Raw genomic sequence first — 18,524 nt, 5'->3', positions numbered from 1 at the left:
ACGGGACTCCTGCTCAACTCTCTGTAGGGGGCTGGTCCTTGACCATGGGGTCCTTGACCGTGGGGTCCTTGAGCGCGGGATGGAGGGCGACGACGATCCGGTGGTCCCGGCCGCCCTCGGCGCCCGGGGCGTCGTACTTGCGGACGAGGGCGCTCACGCCCGCCGTCAGCTCCTGCACGAAGGCCGCACGGTCGGCGACCGAGGCGAAGCGGACCTGGCCGTCCAGGGCATAGGTCGCCAGCTGCTGCCGGGCCTTGGCGGCGCCGGTGATCAGCGCGCCGACGTCCCGCACCAGACGCGCGCCGAGCGCGAGCAGCCAGCGCGCGGACAGCTGGTCCCGGAAGCGCTCCGGGTCCGGCTGCACGGCGGGCAGGGCGGCCGGCGAGATGACGTACGACGCGGCGGTCGCGCGCATCACCCGCTCGGTGACATTGCCCTTGCGGCGCTCCCCGGCCAGTTCGACCAGGCCGTGCCGCTCCAGCGCCTTGAGGTGGTAGTTCACCTTCTGCCGGGGCAGTCCGACCTTGCCGGCCAGCATCGCCGCCGACGCGGGCTCGGCGGCCAGCTCGGCGAGCAGCCGGGCCCGCACGGGGTCCAGCGACACGGCCGCCGCCTCGGGGTCCTCGATCACGGTCACGTCCAGCATGCGTCCACCCTCGCACCGAAAACTTTTTTTGTCCAGACGGATCGAGTTTTCGGTGAGAAGGCGGCGCACGGCACCTGACGGCTAGGGGGTGTCCCCCTGTTCGCCGAGCCGGGCGAGCTGGGTCTGGAACCAGTCGAGGCGTGCCTGCAACAGCGCGGCCTCGGCGACGAGTTCGGGCACGCCCGGCTCCGCGCCGGATACCGGGGCGGGCTCCGGGAGCGCCGCAGTGCCGCCGCGCGCCACGACCTTCAGCCCCTCCCCGGCCAGCCGCGCGAACCCGGCGAGCGAGACGGACGTACGCCCGCGCACGCAGCCGGCGCAGACGGGGACGAGGGCGAGCCAGCCGGGGCGGCCCCAGCCGGCGTCGGCGAGCGCGACGGCCCCGGCCCCGCAGGCGCAGGGACCGGCGGCGGCCGTGCGCACCCGCTGGCGGGCGTAGCGGAATCCGCGCTCGAAGCGGATGTAGGCGCCGAGCACGGTGATCTCCAGCAGGAGCGCGGTGCGGTGCTCGGCGGTGCACAGCATGGCCTCGGCGGCCGCGCGGTCGTGGACGCAGTGGAAGCCGCAGTCGCACAGCCGCGCGGGCGGGCGGTGCCGTCGGCCGTAGACACAGGAGGCGTCGTCGAGCACGCCGTACGGCAGCGCGCCGCCGAGCGACACCCCGGTGAACCCGGCCCGGGTGCCGTCCTGGGACAGCACCGGGTGGGCGATCTTGTATCCGGTCGGCGGCTCCGTCGGGCGTTCCGCCGGGAGCCGCAGTCTCATCGGGCGGCCGGGACCTCTTCGCGGGCCGGCTCGGCCGGTTCGACGTGGACGGTGGCGGTGCCGGTGGCGGTGTCCTCGGGGAGCGGGATCTCTTCTTCGCCGACGAGCGGCCGCTCCTCGGCGACCCCGGTGGCCAGTGCCTTGCCGAGCTTCATGGTGCCTCCCATGACGGACTGACTGACGGACTGACGGACGTCACTGTGCCCCTTCGGCCATAGTGACCCATGAGGGCCCGAGTTGGACACCGTGCCTTCGGCCGCCCACCCATTCATCAGAGATACTTAGAAATACCCCTTAGAAGAATTAAGTAGAGCTTCGCGATCGCGCTGCCGAGACTACTCCCATGACGAGCACACGCGACACCGCCCGGCCCTTCGGCCGCACCCTCTGCGCGATGATCACGCCGTTCACCGAGGCGGGCGCCCTCGATCTGGACGGGGCCCGGAGTCTGGCCGTGCGCCTGGTGGCCGAGGGCTGCGACGGCCTGGTGCTGAACGGCACCACGGGCGAGTCGCCCACCACCTCGGACGCCGAGAAGGCGGAACTGGTCGCGGCCGTACGGGACGCGGTCGGCGACCGGGTGGCCCTGGTCGCGGGTGTCGGCAGCGCCGACACCCGGCACACCGTCGAGCTGGCGCTCGGGGCGCAGAAGGCGGGCGCCGACGGGGTGCTGGTGGTGACGCCGTACTACAGCCGGCCCCCGCAGGAAGCGGTCGAGGCGCACTTCCGCCAGGTCGCCGACGCGAGCGGGCTGCCCGTGATGCTCTACGACATCCCGGGCCGCACCGGCACCCGGATCGAGCCGGACACGATGATCCGGCTGGCCGCACACCCGCGGATCGTGGCGGTCAAGGACTGCTCCTACGACTTCCTCGGCACCCAGAAGGTGCTGGCCCGCACGGAGTTGGCGTACTACGCGGGCTGCGACGAGCACGTGCTGGCGCTGTACGCGATCGGCGCTGCGGGCTGTGTGAGCACGGTCGGCAACGCCGTCCCCGGCCACATCGCGGCGATCCTCGACGCCTTCGACGCGGGCGACACCGCGCGGGCGCGCGAACTCCAGCTGCGCGCCACGCCGTTGATCGAGGCGATGACGGGCGCGGGCCTGCCGGGCACGGTCACCGCCAAGGCCCTCCTCTCCCGGCTCGGCCTGCCCGCGGGCCCGGTCCGCCCCCCGCTGCTGCCCGCCGGCCGGGAGACCGCCGACGGGCTGCTGGCCCGGTACGAGGAGCTGGCGGCGGCCTGATCAGCGGCCGGCGGACCCGGCCGGGGACTGCCGTACGGTGTCCCCGTGAGCCGCCCCCTGCTGTTCCTGGACATCGACGGCCCCCTGAACCCGTACGCGGCGAAGCCGGAACGCCGGCCCGCGGGCTACACGACCATCCGGGTGCCCCTCGCCTACCGGCGGCCCCTGCGGGTCTGGCTGAACCCGGCCCACGGCCCGGCGCTGCTCCGGCTCGGCTACGAGCTGGTCTGGGCGACGAGCTGGATGGCGGAGGCCAACGTGTGGATCGCGCCGGTCGTCGGCCTGCCCGCCGACCTGCCGTACGTCGACTTCGGCCACGGCCTGTTCGCCGAGCGCCCGGACGGCGTCCACTGGAAGACGGAGGCGATCGTGGCGTACGCCGCGGGCCGGCCGTTCGCCTGGGTGGACGACGAGCAGAGCCCGGCGGACACGCTGTACGTCAGGGCCCGTCACCCCGGTCCGGCCCTGCTGCACCACGTCGATCCGCGGGTCGGTCTGCGGGAGGGCGACTTCGCGGTGCTGCGCAAGTTCGCGGCGGGCGTCGGCACAGGAGAGACCGGCACCTGACAGAAGAGAAGCGCCCCTCACCGGAGGGTGAAGGGCGCTACCGGGCATGCTGCGCGCGTCAGTTGTGGCTGTGCAGGATGTCGTTCAGGCCGCCCCAGACCGCGTTGTTCGGGCGGGCCTCGACCACGCCGGTGACGGAGTTGCGGCGGAAGAGGATGTTGGAGGCGCCGTTCAGCTCGCGGGCCTTGACGATCTGGCCGTCGGGCATGGTGACCCGGGTGCCCGCGGTGACGTAGAGTCCGGCCTCGACCACGCACTCGTCGCCGAGCGCGATGCCGACGCCCGCCTCGGCGCCGATGAGGCAGCGCTCGCCGATCGAGATGATCACGTTGCCACCGCCGGACAGGGTGCCCATCGTGGAGGCGCCACCGCCGATGTCCGAGCCGTTGCCGACCACGACACCGGCGGAGATGCGGCCCTCGACCATCGAGGTGCCGAGCGTGCCGGCGTTGAAGTTGACGAAGCCCTCGTGCATGACCGTGGTGCCCTCGGCCAGGTGCGCGCCGAGGCGGACCCGGTCGGCGTCGGCGATGCGGACGCCCTTCGGGGCGACGTAGTCCGTCATGCGCGGGAACTTGTCGATCGAGGTGACCTGGAGGTGCAGGCCCTCGGCGCGGGCGTTCAGACGCACCTTCTCGATGTCGTCCACGGCGACCGGGCCGAGCGAGGTCCAGGCGACGTTGGCGAGGTGGCCGAAGATGCCGTCCAGGCTCTGGCCGTGCGGCTTGACCAGGCGGTGCGAGAGCAGGTGCAGGCGCAGGTAGGTGTCGTGCGCGTCGATCGGCTTCTCGTCCAGCGAGGCGATGACCGTGCGGACCGCGACCACCTCGACGCCCCGGCGGGCGTCCGGGCCGACCGCCTTGGTCGCGCCGTCGCCCAGCAGCTGTGCCGCCTGCTCGGCGGTGAGCCGCTCGGTGCCGGCCGGGCCGGGCTGCTCGACCAGTTCGGGGGCCGGGAACCAGGTGTCGAGGACGGTGCCGTCGGAGGCGATCGTGGCGAGGCCGGCGGCGACGGCGCCGGTGGTGCGGGAAGCGGTGTCGGTCATGTACCAAAACCTAACGTGAGCGGCCTCGCGGAGGCGAACCGGCACCGGGGCGTCTCACGTGCCGGGCGCGGCTTCAGGGGATCAGACGGGCGAGCGCGGTGCGCGCGTACTCCTCGTCGTACGAACCGCCGGTCAGCAGCACCTGGAGACCGATGCCGTCCATGAGCGCGAGCAGCGCGCGGGCGGTGACCGGGTCGGTGCGCCGGGCGAGCAGGGCGGCCGCGTCCTCGGTCCACTCGGCGGCGACGGGACGCAGCGCGGGGCGCCGCAGCGCGGCCAGATACAGCTCGTACTCCAGCTCCACGCCGCTGCGCTCGCCGGCCAGCCACGCACCGAGCTCGGCGGCCAGTTCGGCGGCGAGATCCCCCTGGCCGCCCTCCGGCAGCCGCTCGGCGAGCCTGCGGCCGAAGCCCTCGTTGGCCTGCCGCAGCGCGGCCACCATCAGCTCTTCGAGGGTGGCGAAGTGGTACGTGGTGGAGCCGAGCGGCACGTCCGCCTCGGCGGCGACGCTGCGATGGCTCAGCCCGGCGATGCCGTCCCGGCCGACCACGCGGATCGCGGCGTCGATGATCCGCTGGCGCCGCTCGGGGTCGTAGCGCCGGGCCATCAGTGGCTCGCCCCGCCGAGGTTCAGCACGACCACGCCCCCGATGATCAGCAGGATCCCGGCGACCTTGGTGGCGCTCAGCCCCTCGCCGAACAGCAGCAGCCCGAGGACGGCGATGGTCGCGGTGCCCACCCCGGACCAGATCGCGTACGCGGTGCCGATCTGCACGGTCTTCAGCGTCTGGGCGAGCAGCGCGAAGGAGACGACGTAGCCCAGCGTCGTCGCGAGCGAGGGCCACAGCCGGCTGAACCCGGCGCTGTACTTCATCGCCGTCGTCGCGGCGACCTCGGCGGCTATGGCGCCGGCGAGCAAGAGATATCCCATGTGTACGAGCGTACACAACGCATGCGTACGGGCGTACACAACGAGAAAGTTTCACTTTCACAGAAACCGCTCACTAGGAGCCCTCGGGCCACTAATGTGCGGGCTCATGCCCGACCACACCCCCCGCCCCTGGGAGAACGGCTGGAACGCCGACACCTCCCGGACCCCTGGCACCCGAAGACTCTGGCTGGCCGGCGCGCTGGCACTCGCGACGGTCGTCGCCTGCGTGACGGCCATAGCCCTGGACGGCACGGACCCCGGTCCGGCGACGGCCCCGGCTGCGGCCGGGGCGCCGACCGACCACGGTCCGGGGCTGCTCTCCTTCGCCTCCCCGTCGGCGCGCACGGCCTCACCGCCGAAGGGCACGGGCACCGCGCCCTCGACGGCCCCGCAGTCGGCCGTCTCCCCCTCCGCCGAACCGCCGGCCTCCCCCGCCAAGTCCCCGCCCGGCCATGGAAGTTCACAGCATCCGCCGAAGTCGGCCGCGAGGGGGACCTCCGTCCGCTCCGTCAACTACCCGGACCGCTACTGGCACATCAGCGGTGACTACGTGAACCTCGACCCCGTCGTCCCCGCCGCCGACCGCAGCGCCGCGAGCTTCACGGTCGTCAAGGGCCTCGCGGACAGCTCCTGTTACTCGTTCACGACCTCGGACGGCGGCTACCTCCGCCACCGGAACTTCCTGCTGCGTGCGGAACAGGACGACGGCACCGCCCTGTTCCGCCAGGACGCCACCTTCTGCCCCCGCCCGTCCCCCTGCCCCGGCGCGACCATGCTGGAGTCGGTCAACTACCCCGGCCGCTTCCTGCGCCACCAGAACTTCCGGCTGAAGCTGGACCCGTACCAGAACACCGATCTGTACCGGGCGGACTCGGCGTTCCTGCTCGTGGACACACCGGCCTGACCGCACGAAAGAGCGGCGGCACCCGCATCGGGTGCCGCCGCTTCACGCACACGGTGACGTCAGACGTTGAACCCCAGCGCCCGCAGCTGCTCGCGGCCGTCGTCGGTGATCTTGTCGGGGCCCCACGGCGGCATCCAGACCCAGTTGATGCGCAGCTCGTTGACGAGGCCGTCCGTGGCGGACTTGGCCTGGTCCTCGATGACGTCGGTCAGCGGGCAGGCCGCCGAGGTCAGGGTCATGTCGATCGTCGCGATGTTCGCGTCGTCGATGTGGATGCCGTAGATCAGGCCGAGGTTGACGACGTCGATGCCCAGCTCGGGGTCTACGACGTCGTACAGCGCCTCGCGGAGTTCTTCCTCCGAGGCCGGCTTCATCTCAACGGTCTCGCTCATGCCGTCTTCCTTTCGGCTTCGGCGCCACCCAGCGCCTGGGCCGTCGCGTCCTTCCACGCCATCCAGCTCAGGAGGGCGCACTTGACCCGCGCGGGGTACTTGGAGACGCCCGCGAACGCGACCGCGTCCTCCAGGACCTCCTCCATGGCGTCGTCGGGCTCGATCCTGCCCTTGGACTGCATCAGCTCCAGGAAGGTCTCCTGGATCTTCTGCGCCTCGGCCAGTTCCCTGCCGACGAGGAGTTCGTTGAGGACCGACGCGCTCGCCTGGCTGATGGAGCAGCCCTGGCCCTCGTACGACACGTCCTTGATCGTCGTGCCGTCGTACTTCACGCGAAGGGTGATCTCGTCGCCGCACGTCGGGTTCACGTGGTGCACCTCGGCGTCGCCATCCCGAAGACCACGCCCGTGCGGGTTCTTGTAGTGGTCCAGGATGACTTCCTGGTACATCGAATCCAGCTTCACGGTCTCAGCTCACGCCTCTCAGCCGAAGAAGTTCCGTACGTGCTCCAAGCCGTCGACCAGTGCGTCGATCTCGGCCGGCGTGGAGTACAGATAGAACGACGCTCGCGTGGTCGCAGGAATTCCGTAGCGCAGGCAGACGGGGCGCGCGCAGTGGTGGCCGACGCGGACCGCGATGCCCTGCTCGTCGAGGACCTGGCCCACGTCGTGCGGGTGGATGTCGCCGAGCGTGAAGGAGATCGCCGCGCCCCGGTCCTCGGCCGTGGTCGGGCCGATGATCCTCAGGTCCGGAACCTCGGCGAGGCGCTTGACCGCGTACTCCGTGAGCGCGTGCTCATGGGCGAGGATCTTGTCCATGCCGATGGAGTTGAGGTAGTCGATCGCCGCGCCGAGACCGACCGCCTGGGCGATCGGGGGCGTGCCCGCCTCGAACTTGTGGGGAGCGGGAGCGTAGGTCGAGGAGTGCATCGACACCGTCTCGATCATCTCGCCGCCGCCCAGGAACGGAGGCAGGTCCTCCAGCAGCTCCTGGCGGCCCCACAGGACGCCGATGCCGGTCGGGCCGCACATCTTGTGGCCGGTGAAGGCCACGAAGTCGGCCTGGAGGGCCTGCACGTCCAGCGGCATGTGCGGGGCGGCCTGGGAGGCGTCGATGCAGACCAGCGCGCCGACCTCCTGGGCGCGGCGCACTATCGCCTCGACCGGGTTGACGGTGCCCAGGATGTTCGACACCAGCACGAAGGAGACGATCTTCGTCTTCTCGGTGATGATCTCGTTGATGTTCGAGAGGTCGAGACGGCCGTCGTCCGTCAGGCCGAACCACTTCAGCTTCGCGCCCGTGCGCTGCGCGAGCAGCTGCCAGGGCACGATGTTGGAGTGGTGCTCCATCTCCGTGATGACGATCTCGGTCTCGTGGTCCACGCGGTAGGGCTCGTCGGCCCAGCCCAGCATGTTCGCCACGAGGTTCAGCGACTCGGAGGCGTTCTTGGTGAAGATCACCTCGTCGCGGCTGGGCGCGTTGATGAACTCGGCGACCTTGTCGCGCGCGCCCTCGTACAGCGCCGTGGCCTCCTCGGCGAGCACATGCACACCGCGGTGGACGTTGGCGTTGTAGCGCTCGTAGTACTCGCTCAGGGCGTCCAGTACCTGGCGCGGCTTCTGCGAGGTCGCCGCGTTGTCCAGGTACACGAGCTTCTTGCCGTCGTGGACCAGTCGGTCCAGGACGGGGAAGTCCTTGCGGATCGCCTCGGTGTCGAGGAGGCCGGGGAGCCCATGGCGGGAAGGGGTCACGCGGATACGCCACCCTTCGTGTACGCCTCGTAGCCCTCGTCCTCCAGCTTGTCGGCGAGCTCGGCACCGCCGGACTCGACGATCCGGCCGCCGGAGAAGACGTGGACGAAGTCGGGCTTGATGTAGCGCAGGATGCGCGTGTAGTGCGTGATCAGCAGGGTGCCGACCTCGCCGGTCTCGCGGACGCGGTTGACGCCCTCGGAGACGATGCGGAGCGCGTCGACGTCGAGGCCGGAGTCGGTCTCGTCGAGGATCGCGACCTTCGGCTTGAGCAGTTCGAGCTGGAGGATCTCGTGGCGCTTCTTCTCACCGCCGGAGAAGCCCTCGTTGACGTTGCGCTCGGCGAAGGCCGGGTCCATGTTGAGGCGCTCCATGGCCTCCTTGACCTCCTTCACCCAGGTGCGCAGCTTGGGGGCCTCGCCGCGGACGGCGGTGGCGGAGGTGCGCAGGAAGTTGGAGACCGAGACGCCGGGGACCTCGACCGGGTACTGCATCGCCAGGAACAGGCCCGCGCGGGCGCGCTCGTCGACGGACATCTCCAGGACGTCCTCGCCGTCGAGCAGCACGGTGCCGCTGGTGACCGTGTACTTCGGGTGACCCGCGAGGGAGTAGGCGAGAGTCGACTTGCCGGAGCCGTTGGGGCCCATGATGGCGTGCGTCTCGCCCTGCTTCACGGTGAGGTCGACGCCCTTGAGGATCTCCTTCGTGGCGTTGTCGGCCTCGACGGTGACGTGCAGGTCTCGGATTTCAAGCGTTGCCATGGGTGCCTCAGGACTCCTGGGTGAGGGAGACGAGAACGTCGTCCCCTTCGATCTTTACGGGGTATACGGGGACGGGGCGCGTCGCGGGGAGGCCGGACGGCTTGCCGGTGCGGAGGTCGAAGGAGGAGCCGTGCAGCCAGCACTCGATCTGGCAGTCCTCCACCTCGCCCTCGGAGAGGGAGACGTTCGCGTGCGAGCAGATGTCGTAGATCGCGAAGACCTCGCCGTCGGTCTTGACGACCGAGACCGGCGTGCCGTCGAGTTCCACCCGCTTCGGGGTGTCCGTCTCCAGCTCGCTGAGCGCACAGGCGCGGACGAACGTGGACGAAGCTGTCATGCGACCGACGCCTCCAGCTCCTCCTCGATCTTGGCGAGCAGGCGCTCCTCGATGTCGGCGACACCGATCTGCTGGACCAGCTCGGCGAAGAAGCCGCGGACCACGAGGCGGCGGGCCTCGTGCTCCGGGATGCCGCGGGCCATCAGGTAGAAGAGCTGCTCGTCGTCGAAGCGGCCGGTGGCGGAGGCGTGGCCGGCGCCGACGATCTCGCCGGTCTCGATCTCCAGGTTCGGCACGGAGTCGACGCGCGCGCCGTCCGTGAGGACCAGGTTGCGGTTCATCTCGTAGGTGTCCGTGCCCTCGGCCGCGGCCTCGATGAGCACGTCGCCGATCCACACCGCGTGCGCCTCGTCGCCCTGGAGCGCGCCCTTGTAGACGACGTTGGACTTGCAGTGCGGGACGTTGTGGTCGACCAGGAGGCGGTGCTCCTGGTGCTGGCCGGCGTCCGTGAAGTACAGCCCGAGCAGCTCGGCCTCGCCGCCGGTGCCGGCGTACGCGACGCGCGGGTGCAGGCGGACGACGTCGCCGCCGAAGGTGACGACGACCGACTTGAAGCTCGCGTCGCGCCCGACGAGGGCGTTGTGCTGGGCCACGTGCACGGCCTTGTCGTCCCAGTCCTGCACCGAGACGACGGTCAGCTTGGCGCCGTCGCCCAGGACGTAGTCGACGTTGGCGGCGAGGACCGCGTCACCGGTGTGGTCGATGACGACGACGGCCTCGGCGAAGGCTCCCAGCTCGACGACCTGGTGGCCGTAGGCGACCCCGCCCTCGCCGTGCACGGCGATGCGGATCGGCTCGCCGAGCACCGTCTCCTTGGGGACGGTGACCACGCCGGCCTTCTCGAACGCCGAGTACGCCTGGGCGGCGACGCGGTCCACCGGGGTGCCCGCCCTGCCGATCCGGGCGTCGTCACGGTCGACGGTCTCGACGGTGACGCCCTCCGGGGCCTCCACGACCACCTTCACGCCCGCGCCGGTGACGACGGCGGTGCCGTCGTGCAGCCCGCGCAGCCGCTCCAGCGGGGTGAACCGCCACTCCTCCTCGCGGCCGTGCGGGACCGGGAAGTCCGCCACGTCGAAGGACGGGGGCGCGCTCATGCGTGTGGCGACGGTCGACTCGGCGGCCACCGCGATCTGGCCCGCGGTGGTGGAGCCCACGGGGATGTTCTGAGCCTCAGCCATGGCTGCGGTCTGCTCGCTTTCTTGCGTAAGTGGCTTGATGGGGTGGGCGGTTGGCGCTCAGCCGACCGCGCCTTCCATCTGGAGCTCGATCAGCCGGTTGAGTTCGAGGGCGTACTCCATGGGCAGCTCCTTGGCGATCGGCTCGACGAAGCCGCGCACGATCATCGCCATCGCCTCGAACTCGGTGAGACCGCGGCTCATCAGGTAGAAGAGCTGGTCCTCGGAGACCTTGGAGACGGTCGCCTCGTGGCCCATCGACACGTCGTCCTCGCGGACGTCCACGTAGGGGTACGTGTCCGAGCGGGAGATGGTGTCGACGAGCAGCGCGTCGCACAGCACGTTGGACTTGGATCCGGCGGCGCCCTCGCCGATCTCGACGAGACCGCGGTAGGACGTGCGGCCGCCGCCACGCGCCACGGACTTCGAGACGATGTTGGACGACGTGTTCGGCGCCATGTGGACCATCTTGGAGCCGGCGTCCTGGTGCTGGCCCTCGCCCGCGAAGGCGATGGAGAGGGTCTCGCCCTTGGCGTGCTCGCCCATCAGGTAGACGGCCGGGTACTTCATCGTCACCTTGGAGCCGATGTTGCCGTCGATCCACTCCATGGTCGCGCCCTCGTAGGCCACGGCGCGCTTGGTGACCAGGTTGTAGACGTTGTTCGACCAGTTCTGGATGGTCGTGTAGCGGCAGCGGGCGTTCTTCTTGACGATGATCTCGACGACCGCGGAGTGCAGCGAGTCCGACTTGTAGATCGGGGCGGTGCAGCCCTCGACGTAGTGCACGTAGGCACCCTCGTCGACGATGATCAGGGTCCGCTCGAACTGGCCCATGTTCTCCGTGTTGATGCGGAAGTAGGCCTGGAGCGGGATCTCGACGTGGACGCCCGGCGGGACGTAGATGAAGGAGCCGCCCGACCAGACGGCGGTGTTCAGCGACGCGAACTTGTTGTCGCCGGCGGGGATGACCGTGCCGAAGTACTCCTTGAAGAGCTCCGGGTGCTCCTTCAGCGCGGTGTCGGTGTCGAGGAAGATGACGCCCTGCTCCTCCAGGTCCTCGCGGATCTGGTGGTAGACGACCTCCGACTCGTACTGGGCGGCGACACCGGCGACGAGGCGCTGCTTCTCGGCCTCCGGGATGCCCAGCTTGTCGTAGGTGTTCTTGATGTCCTCGGGCAGGTCCTCCCAGGACTCCGCCTGCTTCTCCGTGGAGCGCACGAAGTACTTGATGTTGTCGAAGTCGATGCCCGAGAGGTCCGAGCCCCAGTTGGGCATCGGCTTCTTCTCGAACAGCTTCAGACCCTTGAGGCGGAGCTTGGTCATCCACTCCGGCTCGGACTTCTTGCCGGAGATGTCCCGGACGACGTCCTCGTTCAGGCCACGGCGCGCGGACGCACCGGCCACGTCGGAGTCGGCCCAGCCGTATTCGTACTTGCCCAGGCCCTCGAGCTCAGGGTGGGCAGTCTCCGTGGGGAGAGTCATGCGGGGTTCCTCCCGGCCGTGCTTGCAGGTGCGTCAGTGGAAATCTTGGGAATGAACGTCGTGCAGACGCCGTCGCCGTGCGCGATGGTCGCCAGTCGCTGGACGTGTGTCCCCAGCAGTTCGGCGAAGATCTCCGTCTCCGCCTCGCACAGCTGGGGGAACTGCTCCGCGACGTGGGCGACCGGGCAGTGGTGCTGGCACAGCTGCTCGCCGACCGGTGCGGTGCGCGCCGTTGCAGCGTACCCGTCCACGCTCAGGGCCTTGGCCAGTGCTTCGGCGCGCTTGTCGGGCGTGACCGCCTCGATCGCCCTGCGGTAGGCGCTCGCCTGGGCGGTGATCCGCGCGCGGGCGAACGCGGCGACGGCCTCGGGGCCACCGCCCTGCTCGGCGATCCAGCGCAGCGCGTCGGCGGCCAGCTTGTCGTACGACTGGTCGAAGGCGTCGCGGCCGCAGTCGGTGAGCGCGAAGACCTTGGCGGGGCGGCCACGCGTGCGCGTGCCGTACACCCGCTGCTCGCGCGCCTCCACGACGTCGTCGGCGACGAGGGCGTCCAGGTGGCGCCGGACGGCGGCCTGGGTCAGTCCCAGCCGGCCGGCCAGCTCGGCGACGGTCGACGGGCCGTGGTCCAGGATGGAGCGGGCGACGCGGTTGCGCGTGGAGCGCTCACCGGTCGCGAGTTCCTCCTGCGGGGCCCCCAGGGGGGTCTCCCGAGCCTCGTCGACGTTTTTCACAACGCCATTGTTGCGTAATTCCGCGGGGCCTGACAAGCGCCGTCCGGATCATCGGACGGTGCCCTGCATCACTTAGGCATACCTAATCCGACCTGCGCAAACGATCTTTGATCGATCATCCACAGGGTGCTGAACAGGCAATTCGGTGGCGCCGTGCGGGTCCGTCCGGAAGACTCACCCACCATGCCGACACCCGCTCCGACCGGCCCGCTCGTCACCCGCGACACCCTCGCCGCCCAGCTGCGGCTGCTCGGCGTCGAACCCGGCGAGATCCTCCTCGTCCACTCCTCGCTCAGCGCGCTCGGCTGGGTCAACGGAGGCGCGGTCGCCGTCGTGCAGGGCCTGCTCGACGCCCTCGGCCCGGACGGCACGCTCGTCGTCCCGACGCAGACCGGCGATCTGTCCGACCCGGCGGTGTGGTCGAACCCGCCGGTGCCCGCGCAGTGGTGGGACCGGATCCGGGCCACCATGCCCGCCTACGACCCGCTGATCACGCCCACGCGCGGGGTCGGGGTGATCCCGGAGACCGTGCGGACCTGGCCCGGCGCGCTGCGCAGCGCCCACCCGCAGACGTCCTTCGCGGCCGTCGGCCCGCACGCGCGCGAGATCACCGACGGCCACGCGCCCGACTGCCGCCTCGGCGAGCACAGCCCGCTGGCCCGCCTGGAGAAACGCGGTGCCCGGGTCCTGCTGCTGGGCGCCGGATACGAGGCCTGCACGAGCTTCCACCTCGCCGAGTACCGCATACCCGCGCCCCGCGTGCCGGTCGGCCGGCCCGCGCCCGGCGGCGGCTGGGAGACCGTGACCGAGGTCTCGATCACCTCGGACCGCTTCGACGAGCTGGGGCACGACTTCGAGCGGGACCGGGACGTCGTACGGGGCAGAGCGGGCGCGGCGGACGTACGGCTGTTCCCGGTGGCGGACGCCGTGGCCTACGCCGAACGCTGGCTGCCGCTGCACCGGCCCCGTGCGGAGGAGTTCTAGCACCCCGGCTCCGCGGCGCCCCGCGCTCTCCCTAGACTCTGGATCCATGCGAAGCGACCCTGTGGTCCAGGTCCAGGCCCTGGTGAAGCGGTACGGCACGAAGACCGCGGTGGACGGCCTCGACCTGGTGGCCCGGGCGGGTGTGACCGCCGTCCTCGGTCCCAACGGAGCGGGGAAGACGACCACGGTCGAGACCTGCGAGGGGTACCGGAAGCCGGATGCCGGAACGGTGCGCGTCCTGGGCCTCGACCCGGTGCGGCACTCCGCCGAGCTGCGTCCCCGTATCGGCGTGATGCTCCAGTCCGGCGGCGTCTACTCCGGCGCGCGGGCCGACGAGATGCTGCGGCACGTCGCCAGGCTGCACGCGCATCCGCTGGACGTGGACGCGCTGATCGAGCGGCTGGGGCTGGGCAGTTGCGGACGGACGAGCTACCGCCGGCTCTCGGGCGGCCAGCAGCAGCGTCTCGCGCTCGCCATGGCCGTCGTCGGGCGCCCGGAGCTGGTCTTCCTGGACGAGCCCACGGCCGGCCTCGACCCGCAGGCCCGCCGGGCCACCTGGGACCTGGTGAAGGACCTGCGCGCCGACGGCGTCTCGGTGATCCTCACCACGCATTACATGGAAGAGGCCGAGCAGCTCGCCGACGACGTGGCGATCATCGACGGCGGCAGGGTCATCGCCCAGGGTTCCCCCGAGGAGCTGTGCAGGGGCGGCGCCGAGAACACCCTGCGCTTCACCGGCCGCCCCGGCCTCGACGTCGGCTCCCTGCTCAAGGCCCTCCCGGACGGCTGCACCGCCGCCGAGCTGACCCCGGGCGCCTACCGGGTCGTCGGCAAGGTCGACCCGCAGCTGCTGGCCACGGTGGCCTCGTGGTGCGCCCAGCACGGGGTGATGCCGGACCGGATCTCGGTCGAGCGGCACACGCTCGAAGACGTCTTTCTGGAGCTCACGGGCAAGGAGCTGCGCTCATGACGACCGCCACCGGTACCGGTACCTACACCCCCGAGCCGGGTGCGGCGCCGCTCCCCCGCATGATCGGGGCCCAGGCGGCGCTGGAGACCAGGATGCTGCTGCGCAACGGCGAGCAGCTGCTGCTGACGGTCGTCATCCCGACCCTGCTGCTGGTGCTGTTCAGCTCCGTGGACATCGTCGACACCGGCAAGGGCAAGGCCGTCGACTTCCTCGCGCCCGGCATCCTGGCCCTCGCCGTGATGTCGACCGCGTTCACCGGGCAGGCCATCGCGACCGGCTTCGAGCGCCGCTACGGCGTGCTCAAGCGGCTCGCCTCCTCGCCGCTGCCCCGCTGGGGGCTGATGGCAGCCAAGACGGCGTCGGTGCTGGTCACGGAGGTCCTCCAGGTCATCCTGCTGACGGTGATCGCGTTCGCGCTGGGCTGGCACCCGCACGGCAACCCCGCCGCCGTCCTGCTCCTCCTCGTCCTCGGCACGGCCGCGTTCTCCGGGCTCGGCCTGCTGATGGCGGGCACGCTGAAGGCGGAGGCCACCCTGGCCGCGGCCAACCTGGTCTTCCTGCTGCTGCTCGTCGGCGGCGGGGTCGTCGTCCCGCTGGACAAGTTCGGCTCGGCCGGGCAGCACGTCCTGGGGCTGCTGCCGATCTCGGCGCTGTCGGGCGGTCTTCGGGACGTCCTCCAGCACGGGGCCGGCATGCCGTGGGGCGACCTCGGGATCCTCGCCGTGTGGGCGGTCGTGGGGCTGGCCGCGGCCGGAAAGCTCTTCCGCTGGGAGTGAGCCGGGCCGTGAGCCGCGCGGCGACCTGCACGCACGCGTGGGGGCCGACCCTCGTGAAAGCGTGCACAAGCGGCGTCCTACCATGGTGCCCGTGCCCAAGCTGACCCGCGCCGACGCCGTAGCCGCCCTGCGCAACCCGCTCGCCTTCATCGCCGCACGCTGGACGCCGGAACCCCGGACCGTGCAGCGGGCGGCCCTCGCCGCGCTCGTCATGTCGGTGGTCATCGTCGTCACCGGCGGTGCCGTGCGCCTGACCGGCTCGGGCCTCGGCTGCCCGACCTGGCCCGAGTGCACCGACGGCTCGCTGACGCCGACGACCGCGCTGAGCTATCACAGCGCCATCGAGTTCGGCAATCGCATGCTGACGTACGTGCTGTGCGCGGCGGTCGGCTGGGCGATCATCGCCGCGCGCTCCGAGAAGCCGTACCGGCGCAGCCTGACCCGGCTGGGCTGGGCGCAGTTCTGGCTCGTGATGAGCAACGCGGTACTGGGCGGCATCGTGGTGCTCGTCGGCCTCAACCCGTACACGGTCGCGGCGCACTTCCTGCTGGCCACTGTTCTCATGACGGTCGCCGCGGTGATGTGGCAGCGCACCCGCGAGGGCGACGGCGCGCCCCGGCCGCTGGTCGGCAAGGCCGTGCAGCAGCTGGTGTGGTTCCTCGCCGTCGCCTCGGTCCTGCTGATCGCGGCCGGCACGGTGGTGACGGGCGCGGGCCCGCACGCGGGCGACTCCAGCGACGTCAAGCGCATCCCGATCGACTGGGAGACCGTCGCCAAGCTGCACGCCGTGCTCGCCTGGATCGTCGTCACGCTCACCTTCGCCCTGTGGTTCGTCCTCAAGGCGGTCGACGCGCCGAAGGGCCCGCTGCACCGCACCCGGGACCTGTTCCTGATCCTCCTGGGCCAGGGCGTCATCGGCTACGTCCAGTACTTCACCCACCTGCCCGAGCTGCTCGTCGGCCTCCACATGCTCGGCTCCTGCCTCGTGTGGATCGGCGTCCTGCGTGTCCTGCTGGCGCTTCGGGAGCGTGCGGATGCCGCCGTGGACCTGCCCGGCCCGGCCGCCGAGGTGACGGTGGGCACGCGCGCGTAGCGCGTTTCCCATCGGTACGCGCGCGTGGTGCGTTTTTCGGCGGCACGCGCGTGCGTCATCCGTACGTCGTGACCAGGGTGTCGATCGCCGGGGCGAGGTAGGCACGGGTCGACTCGGCGCGGCGGGTGAGCCACGCGTCGTCCGCCGTGGGCGCGGCCGCGCCGTACCGCCTTCGGGTGATGTCCTCGACGACCTCGGCCGGAGCGCCGAGCGAGGGGAGTTCGGCGAGCGCCTCCCGCTTCGAGATCAGCCGCCCGTCCCGCAGGGTCACGGTGGCGCGGGCGAAGGTCACCAGGCCCAGGTCGACCCAGACGTCCTGCTTCCACAACCGGGCCCTGTCGACATGGGGCCGCCAGAAGTCCCGCTGGTCGCGGACGACGAAGGCGGTCAGCTGCCGCTGCGGCACCGGCGGCAGCAGGCCGGCCGGTGTCTCCCCGTGCAGCACCCGCCCGAAGTCGTGCAGCTCGCGCCGGGTGACGGGGGCGACCGGGCGGCGCATCACCCGCCGGTGCGCCCAGGTGAGGTGGGACCGGTCCGGATCGTCCAGGGTCGCTGGCGTCAGGTAGCTGCAGTGGAGCTTCGCGGCGAGCGGCTCCGTGCGCAGGCGCCGGTGCAACGCCACGACCCGCCGTACGGTCGTGAGGTCCACCGCGTCCGGCAGTACGGCGATGAGGTCCAGGTCGCTGCGGCCCTCCTGGTAGTCGCCGCCGGCCAGTGAGCCGTGCGCCCAGACGGCGCGGGGGCGCAGGGGTGCCAGGCCGGTGAGGAACCGGGCGAGCAGGGACTCCGTCTGCATCCGCTCAGTCTGAGCAGTTCAGCCCAGCCTGTACACCCGGCGCGCGTTGTCCGACGCGACCATCCGGGCCACCCGCTGGGCGTCCTCCAGGGACCACGCGCCCTCGCCGACCCAGCCGCCCAGGACCTGGCCCAGCGCCTCGCGGAACAGCCGGGCCCCGACGACGTGCAGCTCGGGCAGGCCGTGGGCGCCGGTGGAGAAGAGGATCTTGCCGAAGGGGGCCAGCTCCAGGATCTCGGCGAGGACGGTGGCGGCCCGGGCCCCGGTGCGCACGAGCGCGGCGCCGGAGTCGGTGTAGACGTGCGCGAAGACACCGGCCAGATGGGCGGCGTGCCGGTGGTACGGATAGCCGTGCAGCAGGATCAGATCGGTGCCGAGTCCCGCCGTGGCCCGCACGAAGTCGGTGAGCAGCACCGGGTCGGTGCGGTCGATGCGGGAGCCGGGCTCGCCGAGTCCCGCGTGCAGTTGCAGGGGCCGTCCGGAGGCGACGGCGATCCACAGCAGGTGCCGCAGCAGTACGGGGTCGCGCAGCGCGCCGCCGACCGGGCGCCCGGCCAGCCAGCGGCCCGCCGCGCCCCGCACCTCCCCCGGCCCCGGCGGCTCGGGCGCGAGGGCGAGGCCGTGGCGCAGGCCGGCGACGGAGGTGAAGGCGACGGCGTGCGCGGCGGCGCCGTGCACGGACTCGGCGAGGTTGGCGAGGAAGGACTCGACGGTGCCGGAGGTGTCGGCGACCTGCTCGGCGAGCAGCTCCAGCCGGACGATCTCGTGGGCCTCGGCGAATCCGGCGGAGGCCAGCTCGGCCGGGCCGGTGAGGTCGCCGGGCAGGCCGGTGTCGACGAGGTAGGTGGTGATGCCGCTGCCGCGCAGCAGCCGCCGGCCCGCTTCCAGGACGCCCAGTTCCCGGCGCCGGGCCAGATACCGGGCGGGCGCGCAGTGGGGTTCGAGGCCGAGCAGGGGCGGGCACCAGCGCCGTACGGCGAAGCCCGTCTGGGTGTCGAAGAGGGTGGTGCCGGCCGCGGGCGGGCCCTCGGTGCGGGCGAGTTGGGCCTCGAAGGTGCCGAGGCCCAGTTCCGTGCGGAGCACTCCGTGGCAGTACTGGTCCACCAGGGACGGCGTTTCGATCATCCGGGACTCCCCCGTGAAGACGTGCGCTGCCTTGCACGTCCTAAC

At 71.4% G+C, this 18,524-nt stretch carries 23 protein-coding genes; 7 read left to right on the top strand and 16 right to left on the bottom strand.

The window, feature by feature from the left end; translation table 11 throughout:
• Positions 1 to 13: 13 nt before the first annotated feature.
• The 3 genes from ACFC8N_RS28240 to ACFC8N_RS28230 form a co-directional block, all read right to left on the bottom strand.
• A complete protein-coding gene (locus tag ACFC8N_RS28240; protein WP_376290864.1) occupies positions 14 to 646 on the bottom strand; it encodes an ArsR/SmtB family transcription factor in 633 nt (210 codons plus the stop codon).
• Positions 647 to 727: 81 nt separating this feature from the next.
• Complete coding sequence (locus ACFC8N_RS28235; protein WP_376290862.1) at positions 728 to 1,411, bottom strand: hypothetical protein; 684 nt, start codon at positions 1,409 to 1,411, stop codon at positions 728 to 730.
• Positions 1,408 to 1,566, bottom strand: coding sequence for a hypothetical protein (locus ACFC8N_RS28230; protein WP_362818976.1), 159 nt, complete (start codon positions 1,564 to 1,566; stop codon positions 1,408 to 1,410). Before ACFC8N_RS28230 ends, ACFC8N_RS28235 begins: the two co-directional genes overlap by 4 nt.
• Positions 1,567 to 1,754: 188 nt before the next feature.
• On the opposite strand from ACFC8N_RS28230, the gene dapA reads away from it, so the two are divergent.
• Together dapA and ACFC8N_RS28220 are read left to right on the top strand one after the other, a co-directional pair.
• Positions 1,755 to 2,657 (top strand): 4-hydroxy-tetrahydrodipicolinate synthase, encoded by a 903-nt coding sequence (gene dapA, locus ACFC8N_RS28225; protein ID WP_376290860.1) that lies wholly within the window; start codon positions 1,755 to 1,757, stop codon positions 2,655 to 2,657.
• Between the two features lie 45 nt (positions 2,658 to 2,702).
• Positions 2,703 to 3,224, top strand: a complete 522-nt coding sequence (locus tag ACFC8N_RS28220; RefSeq protein ID WP_376290858.1) for a hypothetical protein — start codon at positions 2,703 to 2,705, stop codon at positions 3,222 to 3,224.
• Between the two features lie 58 nt (positions 3,225 to 3,282).
• Here the strand turns inward: ACFC8N_RS28220 and dapD are convergent, their stop codons facing one another.
• The 3 genes from dapD to ACFC8N_RS28205 all read right to left on the bottom strand — a co-directional run bounded on the left by dapD (position 3,283) and on the right by ACFC8N_RS28205 (position 5,199).
• On the bottom strand, positions 3,283 to 4,269 hold the full coding sequence (dapD, locus tag ACFC8N_RS28215) for a 2,3,4,5-tetrahydropyridine-2,6-dicarboxylate N-succinyltransferase (protein WP_356036445.1): 987 nt from the start codon (positions 4,267 to 4,269) through the stop codon (positions 3,283 to 3,285).
• Between the two features lie 73 nt (positions 4,270 to 4,342).
• Positions 4,343 to 4,876 carry a TetR family transcriptional regulator gene (locus ACFC8N_RS28210; protein WP_356036442.1) on the bottom strand — a complete coding sequence of 178 codons (534 nt, stop codon included), beginning with the start codon at positions 4,874 to 4,876 and terminating at the stop codon, positions 4,343 to 4,345.
• Complete coding sequence (locus ACFC8N_RS28205) at positions 4,876 to 5,199, bottom strand: multidrug efflux SMR transporter (RefSeq protein ID WP_362818982.1); 324 nt, start codon at positions 5,197 to 5,199, stop codon at positions 4,876 to 4,878. The genes ACFC8N_RS28210 and ACFC8N_RS28205 overlap by 1 nt, the downstream gene beginning before the upstream one ends.
• 106 nt (positions 5,200 to 5,305) lie before the next feature.
• Here ACFC8N_RS28205 and ACFC8N_RS28200 point away from each other — a divergent pair, with 106 nt between their 5' ends.
• Positions 5,306 to 6,103: an AbfB domain-containing protein gene (locus ACFC8N_RS28200; protein WP_376290853.1), complete on the top strand. Its 798-nt coding sequence runs from the start codon at positions 5,306 to 5,308 to the stop codon at positions 6,101 to 6,103.
• 59 nt (positions 6,104 to 6,162) lie between these two features.
• Here ACFC8N_RS28200 and ACFC8N_RS28195 read toward each other — a convergent pair whose 3' ends face one another.
• From ACFC8N_RS28195 to ACFC8N_RS28160, 8 genes are read right to left on the bottom strand one after another with little or no spacing between them, the layout of a single operon-like run.
• Positions 6,163 to 6,495, bottom strand: coding sequence for a metal-sulfur cluster assembly factor (locus ACFC8N_RS28195; protein WP_037743875.1), 333 nt, complete (start codon positions 6,493 to 6,495; stop codon positions 6,163 to 6,165).
• Positions 6,492 to 6,959 carry a Fe-S cluster assembly sulfur transfer protein SufU gene (gene sufU, locus ACFC8N_RS28190; protein ID WP_356036434.1) on the bottom strand — a complete coding sequence of 156 codons (468 nt, stop codon included), beginning with the start codon at positions 6,957 to 6,959 and terminating at the stop codon, positions 6,492 to 6,494. Before sufU ends, ACFC8N_RS28195 begins: the two co-directional genes overlap by 4 nt.
• An 18-nt stretch (positions 6,960 to 6,977) precedes the next feature.
• The gene (locus ACFC8N_RS28185; protein ID WP_356036431.1) at positions 6,978 to 8,246 is read right to left on the bottom strand and encodes a cysteine desulfurase; all 1,269 of its coding nucleotides are present in this window, start codon (positions 8,244 to 8,246) and stop codon (positions 6,978 to 6,980) included.
• Positions 8,243 to 9,007 carry a Fe-S cluster assembly ATPase SufC gene (sufC, locus tag ACFC8N_RS28180; RefSeq protein ID WP_356036429.1) on the bottom strand — a complete coding sequence of 255 codons (765 nt, stop codon included), beginning with the start codon at positions 9,005 to 9,007 and terminating at the stop codon, positions 8,243 to 8,245. The genes ACFC8N_RS28185 and sufC overlap by 4 nt, the downstream gene beginning before the upstream one ends.
• Positions 9,008 to 9,014: 7 nt before the next feature.
• Positions 9,015 to 9,344: a non-heme iron oxygenase ferredoxin subunit gene (locus tag ACFC8N_RS28175; protein WP_356036426.1), complete on the bottom strand. Its 330-nt coding sequence runs from the start codon at positions 9,342 to 9,344 to the stop codon at positions 9,015 to 9,017.
• Positions 9,341 to 10,525: a Fe-S cluster assembly protein SufD gene (sufD, locus tag ACFC8N_RS28170; protein WP_356036423.1), complete on the bottom strand. Its 1,185-nt coding sequence runs from the start codon at positions 10,523 to 10,525 to the stop codon at positions 9,341 to 9,343. Before sufD ends, ACFC8N_RS28175 begins: the two co-directional genes overlap by 4 nt.
• A gap of 57 nt (positions 10,526 to 10,582) precedes the next feature.
• Complete coding sequence (gene sufB / locus ACFC8N_RS28165) at positions 10,583 to 12,004, bottom strand: Fe-S cluster assembly protein SufB (RefSeq protein WP_071381563.1); 1,422 nt, start codon at positions 12,002 to 12,004, stop codon at positions 10,583 to 10,585.
• Entirely contained in the window at positions 12,001 to 12,735 is a 735-nt protein-coding gene (locus tag ACFC8N_RS28160) for a metalloregulator ArsR/SmtB family transcription factor (RefSeq protein WP_071370874.1), read from the bottom strand. Before ACFC8N_RS28160 ends, sufB begins: the two co-directional genes overlap by 4 nt.
• Positions 12,736 to 12,918: 183 nt before the next feature.
• On the opposite strand from ACFC8N_RS28160, the gene ACFC8N_RS28155 reads away from it, so the two are divergent.
• From ACFC8N_RS28155 to ACFC8N_RS28140, 4 genes are all read left to right on the top strand, one after another.
• Entirely contained in the window at positions 12,919 to 13,719 is an 801-nt protein-coding gene (locus ACFC8N_RS28155) for an aminoglycoside N(3)-acetyltransferase (protein ID WP_376290847.1), read from the top strand.
• Between the two features lie 46 nt (positions 13,720 to 13,765).
• On the top strand, positions 13,766 to 14,689 hold the full coding sequence (locus tag ACFC8N_RS28150; RefSeq protein WP_362818994.1) for an ABC transporter ATP-binding protein: 924 nt from the start codon (positions 13,766 to 13,768) through the stop codon (positions 14,687 to 14,689).
• A complete protein-coding gene (locus ACFC8N_RS28145; protein WP_376290844.1) occupies positions 14,686 to 15,465 on the top strand; it encodes an ABC transporter permease in 780 nt (259 codons plus the stop codon). The genes ACFC8N_RS28150 and ACFC8N_RS28145 overlap by 4 nt, the downstream gene beginning before the upstream one ends.
• A gap of 82 nt (positions 15,466 to 15,547) precedes the next feature.
• Positions 15,548 to 16,558 (top strand): COX15/CtaA family protein, encoded by a 1,011-nt coding sequence (locus ACFC8N_RS28140; RefSeq protein WP_356036412.1) that lies wholly within the window; start codon positions 15,548 to 15,550, stop codon positions 16,556 to 16,558.
• 55 nt (positions 16,559 to 16,613) lie between these two features.
• Here the strand turns inward: ACFC8N_RS28140 and ACFC8N_RS28135 are convergent, their stop codons facing one another.
• Positions 16,614 to 17,354 (bottom strand): nucleotidyltransferase, encoded by a 741-nt coding sequence (locus tag ACFC8N_RS28135; RefSeq protein ID WP_376290842.1) that lies wholly within the window; start codon positions 17,352 to 17,354, stop codon positions 16,614 to 16,616.
• A gap of 18 nt (positions 17,355 to 17,372) precedes the next feature.
• Positions 17,373 to 18,479, bottom strand: a complete 1,107-nt coding sequence (locus tag ACFC8N_RS28130; protein WP_356036406.1) for an amidohydrolase family protein — start codon at positions 18,477 to 18,479, stop codon at positions 17,373 to 17,375.
• Positions 18,480 to 18,524: the final 45 nt, after the last annotated feature.

Source organism: Streptomyces sp. NPDC055966 (assembly GCF_042269865.1).
Lineage (GTDB): Bacteria > Actinomycetota > Actinomycetes > Streptomycetales > Streptomycetaceae > Streptomyces.
The sequence above is the reverse complement of the archived record's forward strand: the minus strand, read 5'-3'. Positions and strand labels throughout refer to the sequence as shown.

Bases quoted from the DNA above. Each gene is read 5' to 3' on its own strand.
- dapA (WP_376290860.1), top strand. From the start codon at position 1,755: ATGACGAGCACACGCGACACCGCCCGGCCCTTCGGCCGCACCCTCTGC.
- sufC (WP_356036429.1), bottom strand. From the start codon at position 9,007: ATGGCAACGCTTGAAATCCGAGACCTGCACGTCACCGTCGAGGCCGAC.
- ACFC8N_RS28240 (WP_376290864.1), bottom strand. From the start codon at position 646: ATGCTGGACGTGACCGTGATCGAGGACCCCGAGGCGGCGGCCGTGTCG.
- ACFC8N_RS28130 (WP_356036406.1), bottom strand. From the start codon at position 18,479: ATGATCGAAACGCCGTCCCTGGTGGACCAGTACTGCCACGGAGTGCTC.
- ACFC8N_RS28135 (WP_376290842.1), bottom strand. From the start codon at position 17,354: ATGCAGACGGAGTCCCTGCTCGCCCGGTTCCTCACCGGCCTGGCACCC.
- sufD (WP_356036423.1), bottom strand. From the start codon at position 10,525: ATGGCTGAGGCTCAGAACATCCCCGTGGGCTCCACCACCGCGGGCCAG.
- ACFC8N_RS28195 (WP_037743875.1), bottom strand. From the start codon at position 6,495: ATGAGCGAGACCGTTGAGATGAAGCCGGCCTCGGAGGAAGAACTCCGC.
- ACFC8N_RS28155 (WP_376290847.1), top strand. From the start codon at position 12,919: ATGCCGACACCCGCTCCGACCGGCCCGCTCGTCACCCGCGACACCCTC.
- dapD (WP_356036445.1), bottom strand. From the start codon at position 4,269: ATGACCGACACCGCTTCCCGCACCACCGGCGCCGTCGCCGCCGGCCTC.
- ACFC8N_RS28205 (WP_362818982.1), bottom strand. From the start codon at position 5,199: ATGGGATATCTCTTGCTCGCCGGCGCCATAGCCGCCGAGGTCGCCGCG.
- sufB (WP_071381563.1), bottom strand. From the start codon at position 12,004: ATGACTCTCCCCACGGAGACTGCCCACCCTGAGCTCGAGGGCCTGGGC.
- ACFC8N_RS28230 (WP_362818976.1), bottom strand. From the start codon at position 1,566: ATGAAGCTCGGCAAGGCACTGGCCACCGGGGTCGCCGAGGAGCGGCCG.
- ACFC8N_RS28145 (WP_376290844.1), top strand. From the start codon at position 14,686: ATGACGACCGCCACCGGTACCGGTACCTACACCCCCGAGCCGGGTGCG.
- ACFC8N_RS28200 (WP_376290853.1), top strand. From the start codon at position 5,306: ATGCCCGACCACACCCCCCGCCCCTGGGAGAACGGCTGGAACGCCGAC.
- ACFC8N_RS28150 (WP_362818994.1), top strand. From the start codon at position 13,766: ATGCGAAGCGACCCTGTGGTCCAGGTCCAGGCCCTGGTGAAGCGGTAC.
- ACFC8N_RS28175 (WP_356036426.1), bottom strand. From the start codon at position 9,344: ATGACAGCTTCGTCCACGTTCGTCCGCGCCTGTGCGCTCAGCGAGCTG.
- ACFC8N_RS28235 (WP_376290862.1), bottom strand. From the start codon at position 1,411: ATGAGACTGCGGCTCCCGGCGGAACGCCCGACGGAGCCGCCGACCGGA.
- ACFC8N_RS28140 (WP_356036412.1), top strand. From the start codon at position 15,548: ATGGTGCCCGTGCCCAAGCTGACCCGCGCCGACGCCGTAGCCGCCCTG.
- ACFC8N_RS28210 (WP_356036442.1), bottom strand. From the start codon at position 4,876: ATGGCCCGGCGCTACGACCCCGAGCGGCGCCAGCGGATCATCGACGCC.